The sequence below is a fragment of the Bradyrhizobium sp. P2_E8 genome (assembly GCF_056403875.1).
The window spans coordinates 1-5,476 of sequence record NZ_JBFUES010000495.1 but is presented as its reverse complement, the minus strand read 5'-3'; the positions used below and the strand labels follow the sequence as shown (position 1 = coordinate 5,476).

Here is a 5,476-nt window from a genome sequence, read left to right as displayed (position 1 = left end):
GCATGTGCTCGTGCTCGTGAGCGTCGTGACCCAGGATGCAGCGGAGCTCCCCCTGCGCCGCGTCCACATCAGGGCCGGCGGTAAGGATATCGAGCTGGTTCGCCTGAGCCATGAGTTGGTCGGTGTCTCGAAAGGCTCCAGGACCTTTTCGGTGCTTGGCCCCTATCGCGAGGACGGATTCTATCTGGCCCCGGCCGACGCAATGATGGCGGAGGGTTACCTGCAGGCCGACTTCGCGACGCGCCGCAGCGATTTCAACCTGTACAAATTGCCGGGCACGGCACCTGATTTCATTCGGTCGGACAAGAACCCCGTGCCACCGCCTGACAGCAAGCCGGATCTGGCGGTGGTCAAGGCGATGATCAAGCGAGAGTACAAGGGCTTCAAGCCTCCGACGTTCGAGCGGGCGATGTTGCCGTTCTCGGCGAGGTTGGCGGGTCTTGAGTTTTAGTCTGTCATCGCATCGTGCCGGTGCGTGAGGGCGGCCGGCCGGGGCCGGCGGCGCCGAAGTTCTGGTTGAGTTGAAGAACGACGCCACACCCTCGGTACACCCTCGGTGTCGTCCCGGCGAAGGCCGGGACCCATAACCACAGGAAGTAGTGTGGGGCACAGCTCCCACTCCGAGTCTTCGCCAAACTACTCCCTGTGGGTATGGGTCCCGGATCTGCGCTTCGCTTGTCCGGGACGACGGCGGAGATTGATGCGCGCGATTGCGCATCAATCTCGCTGYAGATGGCTGCGCGCTACTCCGCCGTCTGCTGCCTCAGCTCCGCGACATCCTTCGCCGTCAGCTTCGAGCCCTTGGTGCCGAACCGCGCCGTGACGTAGTTCGCCACTGCCGCGATCTCGTCGTCGGTGTACGCGTTGCCGAATGCCGGCATCGACAGCGCACCATCCGGCGTATGCCGCTTGGTGCCTGAGATCACGATCTGCGCGACGTTGGTGGCGGCGGGGTCGTTGACGGCCCAGGTGCCGGTGAGTGTTGCCATCGGCGACACCGGGCTCTCGCCGCTCCAGCCGTGGCAGCTGGCGCAGGCGCTGGCGAACACCTTCTTGCCGTGGGCATCGGCCGTGACGCCGTCGCGGTGCGAGGCGGGCGCGGCCGGGGCGGTGGTGGCAGGCAGGTCGGGCGAGGGCACCGGCGGCACGCTGCGGAGGTAAGCAACGATGCTGCTGATGTCTTCGGGGGCGAACTGGCTAAAGCTGTGGTCGACCGCTTCGCCCATCGGACCCGAGGCCGAGCCGTGGCCAGGTGCGTGGCCGAGCGACAGATACGAGATCAGATCCTCGTCGCGCCAATTGCCAAGGCCGGTCGCCTTGTCGGAGGAGATGTTGAAGGCACGCCAGCCGGCCGTGATGGCACCGCCGAACTTCTTGCGATTGTCCAGCGCAAAGCCGAGATTGCGCGGCGTGTGGCACTCGCCGCAATGCGCCAGCGCCTCCGCAAGATACGCGCCGCGATTCCATTCCGGGCTCTTCGACGTATCGGGTGCAAAGCGCGTGTCCGGATTGAACACGGCCGACCAGAAGATCATCGCCCAGCGCTGGTTGAACGGGAACGACAGCGTGTTGTCGGGCGCCTTCGCGCGCACCGCCGGCAGGCTGAACAAATACGCCTTCACCGCCCGCACGTCCTCGTCGGTCATGAAGGTGTAGGACGTATACGGCATCGCCRGATAGAGCCGCGCGCCGTCATTGCGCTTGCCGTGCTGGACCGCGTTCAGAAAATCCTGGTCGCTGTAATTGCCGATTCCGGTGTCCTTGTCCGGCGTGATGTTGGTGGAATAGAGCGTGCCGAACGGCAGCTTGAAGGCGAGCCCGCCGGAATAGTCCTTCTCGCCCGGCTTGGTGTGGCAGACCATGCAGTCGGCCGCCTTCGCCAGATACTCGCCGCGCTCGACCAGGCTCGCCTTCTCGAGCTTGGCCGGCACGCCGGTCGGCTTGCCGGCGCGATAATCCGCCAGCGCCACTTTCTTGCCGCCGGCGAAGTCGAGCGGGCCGGGCCCGCGGATGATGAAGACGCCGAGCGCCACCGCGACGATGGCGATCACAATGAGGCTCACGAGGATGCGCATCTTGCCGCTCATGCCTTCCTCCCCGCAGCCAGCAGTTTCCGGTCGATCGGCAGGCGCCGCAGCGCCACGCCGGTTGCGGCGTAAATCGCGTTGCGCAGCGCCGGCGGTCCCGCCGTCGTGCCGGTCTCGCCAATTCCGCCGGGTGCCTCGCCGCTCCTAACGACGTGAACCTCGATCTTGGGCGTCTGATTGATCCGCAGCATCCGATAGTCATTGAAGTTGGATTGCTGGACCCGCCCCTTTTCGATGGTGATCTCGCCGTAGAGCGCGGCGGTAAGGCCGAAGATCAGCCCGCCCTCGACCTGAGCCACGATCGTATCGGGATTGACGGCGATGCCGGTATCCACCACCGAGGTCGCACGGCGTAGATTGATCTCGCCTTGCTCGTCGACCTCAGCTTCCACAACGGTTGCGATGAAACTGCCGAAGGACGGCTGCAAGCACACGCCGCGCCCGACGCGCGCCGGCAAGGGTTGACCCCAATTGGCTTTCTCTGCCGCAAGATTGAGGACGGACAGGAAGCGTGGTTGATTGGCCAGCATTCCACGGCGAAACTCGACCGGGTCCTTGCCCGCCTTGCGCGCCAGTTCGTCGATGAAGCATTCGACCGCAAACACGTTGTTGTTGGGCCCGACCCCGCGCCAGAACCCCGTTGGTATCGCCGGCGGTTCGGCCCGCACATATTCGACGTGGACATTCGGGATGTCGTAGGGCACGTCGGTGGCGCTGTCGATCGCGTCGATATCGATGCCCTTCTGGAAGGCCGGCGGCAGCCAGCGCGCGATGATCGCAGCGCCGGCAATCTTGTATTTCCAGCCGACGATCTTGCCGGCCGACAAGGTCGCTGCGATCGTATCGCGATAGACCGGTCGATAGATGTCGTGCTGAATGTCCTCCTCGCGGGTCCACACGACCTTGACCGGCCCGTCGACCTCTTTGGCGATGCGAACGGCCGCGACCACCATGTCAGGCTCGAGCTTGCGGCCGAAGCCGCCGCCCAGCAGGTGATTGTTGACGGTCACCTTCTCGACCGGGAGCCCGGCCGCCTTTGCCGCCTCCGACTGCACGCGCGCCATGATCTGCGTTCCGGTCCAGATTTCGCAGGAATCGGGCGTGCAATGCACCGTGGCGTTCAACGGCTCCATCGTTGCGTGGGCGAGAAACGGCAGCTCGAACGAAGCTTCGAGTTTTTCGCCGCTCGCGAGGCCCTTGGCGATGTCGCCGGTGGATTTGGCGACCACGCCGTCCTTTGCGCTGGCGGCGCGCAAATCGTCCCAAATCGCTTTCGAATTGATCTTTGCGTTCGGTCCCTCGTTCCACGCGATGTCGAGCGCGTCCAGGCCTTTTTTCGCCGCCCACATGTGATCGCCGACGACGGCGACGAGATCGTCGAGCACGACGATCTTTCGCACGCCCGGAATCTTCTTCGCGGCACGATCATCGACCTTGCCGACCTTGCCACCGAAAMCCGGGCACTGCGCCAGCGTTGCGAACTTCATGTTCGGCACGATGGCGTCGATGCCGTAGACCGCCTTGCCGTTGACCTTCTCGGGCGTATCGAGCCGCTTGAACGGCTGGCCGATATAGACGAAATCCTTGGGGTCCTTGAGCGGGACGTCCTTGGGCGGCGTCTGGCCGCTCGCGGCAGCCRCAAGCGCGCCATAGGAGAGCGTCCGGCCGCTCGCCTTGTGGGTCACCTCACCCTTCGACGTCGTGCAACTGGCGGGATCGACGTTCCATTGCGCAGCTGCAGCCTGCACCAGCATGGCACGCGCGCTGGCGCCGGCTTCACGCAGCGGCTTCCAGAATGCCCGGACCGATGTGGAGCCACCGGTCGCCTGAATGATGAAAATCGGATTGCCGTAAAGCTTTTCGTTGGCCGGCGCGTGCAGCAGTTGGACTTTCGACCAATCCGCGTCGAGCTCTTCCGCCAGGATCATCGAGATCGCAGTGTAGATTCCCTGTCCCATCTCGACCTGCGGCATCACCAGCGTGGTCGCACCCTCAGGGTCGATGCGGATGAAGGCGTTGGGCGCGAACTTGCCGTCGGTCGCGTCAGGCGGCTGCACCGGCTCGTTGACGGCGGCGCGCAGCGGCAGGTGGAAGGCGAACAGGAAACCGGTGGCGAGACCCCCGGTCAGGAGCGTGCGGCGGGAGATGCTGTTGTGTGCATTCATGGCGGACCTCACGACTGCCGGCCGGTGGCGGCCTGCTTGATGGCCTCGCGGATGCGCACATACGTGCCGCAGCGGCAGATGTTGCCGGCCATGGCGGCGTCGATGTCTGAATCGTCGGGGTTGGGCGTTGCCGCTAGCAGTGCCGCGGCCGACATGATCTGGCCGGACTGGCAGTAACCGCACTGAACCACTTCGGCCTCTAACCAGGCCTTCTGCACCTTCGCGCCCGCAGGCGTGCTGCCGACGTGCTCGATGGTGGTGATGGTGCGGTTCTCGACCGCGCTGACCGGCAGCACACAGGAGCGCACCGCCTTGCCGTCGACATGTACCGTGCAGGCGCCGCATTGCGCGATGCCGCAGCCGAACTTGGTGCCGGTCATCCCGAGGATGTCGCGCAGCACCCACAGCAGCGGCATGTCCGGTGGCGCGTCGAAGGATTTCGTTTCGCCGTTGATGGTGAGAACAGTTGCCATATGCATCCCCTTGCTCGACGATCGCTTGCGGCGATCAAGCCGACGAAATTTCCGCGCGACCATAATCATAACKACGCGAACCGATGAAGCGTCGAATTTCCTGGCAATGCATATTTGCGCGACCGAAGCGTCTGGCCATGACGTTCACGAATTTGTGCGGCGATCGCTGCAACGGTTTTGGGCTAAATGATATGATAATCGTCATGTTTTGACGCATTTTCGTCGCGCGCCTCGATGGTCGCCGCAGATGATCGTGCGGATGTGCAAAATCATGCGATGACGAAATTCGTGCGATTGGGAAAGTCGGGCGGCGATCGCGGCTACGTTCGACGGGATTAATCGCGGCTGGCCATTGTTGTGCCCTCTCCCCTTGCGGGAGAGGGCAACACCGCTGGGGGATACAACCTCACTAGGGTGAGGGGTCTCTCTTCGCGAGTCCGGAATTGTAGGGTGGGCAAAGGCGCACTTGCGCCGTGCCCACGAACTTTGCAAGACAGCAATAGACACGTGGGCACGCTTCGCTTTGCCCACCCTACGGCACTGCGCCGTGAGTATGTCAGGTGACCGCGCCCCGCGCCGCGATCGGCCAAAGCGCCTCCACGCGGGCGTCCGGTTTATTGAAGCCGCGCACGCCGACATACCAGTCGTAGAGATTGACGGTCGGGTCGCAATGACCCGGGATGAGCGTCACCTTGTCGCCAATCGCCAGCCGTGACGAAGCGCTGTCGAAGTCGAGCAGGCCGTGCTAGTC

General features: G+C 64.0%; 4 protein-coding genes and 1 pseudogene. 1 reads left to right on the top strand and 4 read right to left on the bottom strand.

Features of this window, described 5'->3' with window-relative positions; all coding sequences use genetic code 11:
• Positions 1-451 (top strand): hypothetical protein (locus tag AC1D00_RS24580; protein WP_477012432.1); only part of this gene is annotated, 451 nt, incomplete at its 5' end.
• 292 nt (positions 452-743) lie between these two features.
• Here the strand turns inward: AC1D00_RS24580 and AC1D00_RS24575 are convergent.
• The 4 genes and pseudogenes from AC1D00_RS24575 to AC1D00_RS24560 form a co-directional block, all read right to left on the bottom strand.
• On the bottom strand, positions 744-2,087 hold the full coding sequence (locus tag AC1D00_RS24575) for a c-type cytochrome (RefSeq protein WP_477012431.1): 1,344 nt from the start codon (positions 2,085-2,087) through the stop codon (positions 744-746).
• The gene (locus AC1D00_RS24570) at positions 2,084-4,252 is read right to left on the bottom strand and encodes a xanthine dehydrogenase family protein molybdopterin-binding subunit (RefSeq protein ID WP_477012430.1); all 2,169 of its coding nucleotides are present in this window, start codon (positions 4,250-4,252) and stop codon (positions 2,084-2,086) included. Before AC1D00_RS24570 ends, AC1D00_RS24575 begins: the two co-directional genes overlap by 4 nt.
• A gap of 8 nt (positions 4,253-4,260) precedes the next feature.
• The gene (locus tag AC1D00_RS24565) at positions 4,261-4,725 is read right to left on the bottom strand and encodes a (2Fe-2S)-binding protein (protein ID WP_209312083.1); all 465 of its coding nucleotides are present in this window, start codon (positions 4,723-4,725) and stop codon (positions 4,261-4,263) included.
• A gap of 556 nt (positions 4,726-5,281) precedes the next feature.
• A pseudogene (locus tag AC1D00_RS24560) lies at positions 5,282-5,470 on the bottom strand (DSD1 family PLP-dependent enzyme); the annotation flags it as partial.
• Between the last annotated feature and the right edge of the window lie 6 nt (positions 5,471-5,476).

Excerpts from the sequence above, each read along its gene's own strand:
- AC1D00_RS24565 (WP_209312083.1), bottom strand. The coding sequence starts at position 4,725 with ATGGCAACTGTTCTCACCATCAACGGCGAAACGAAATCCTTCGACGCG.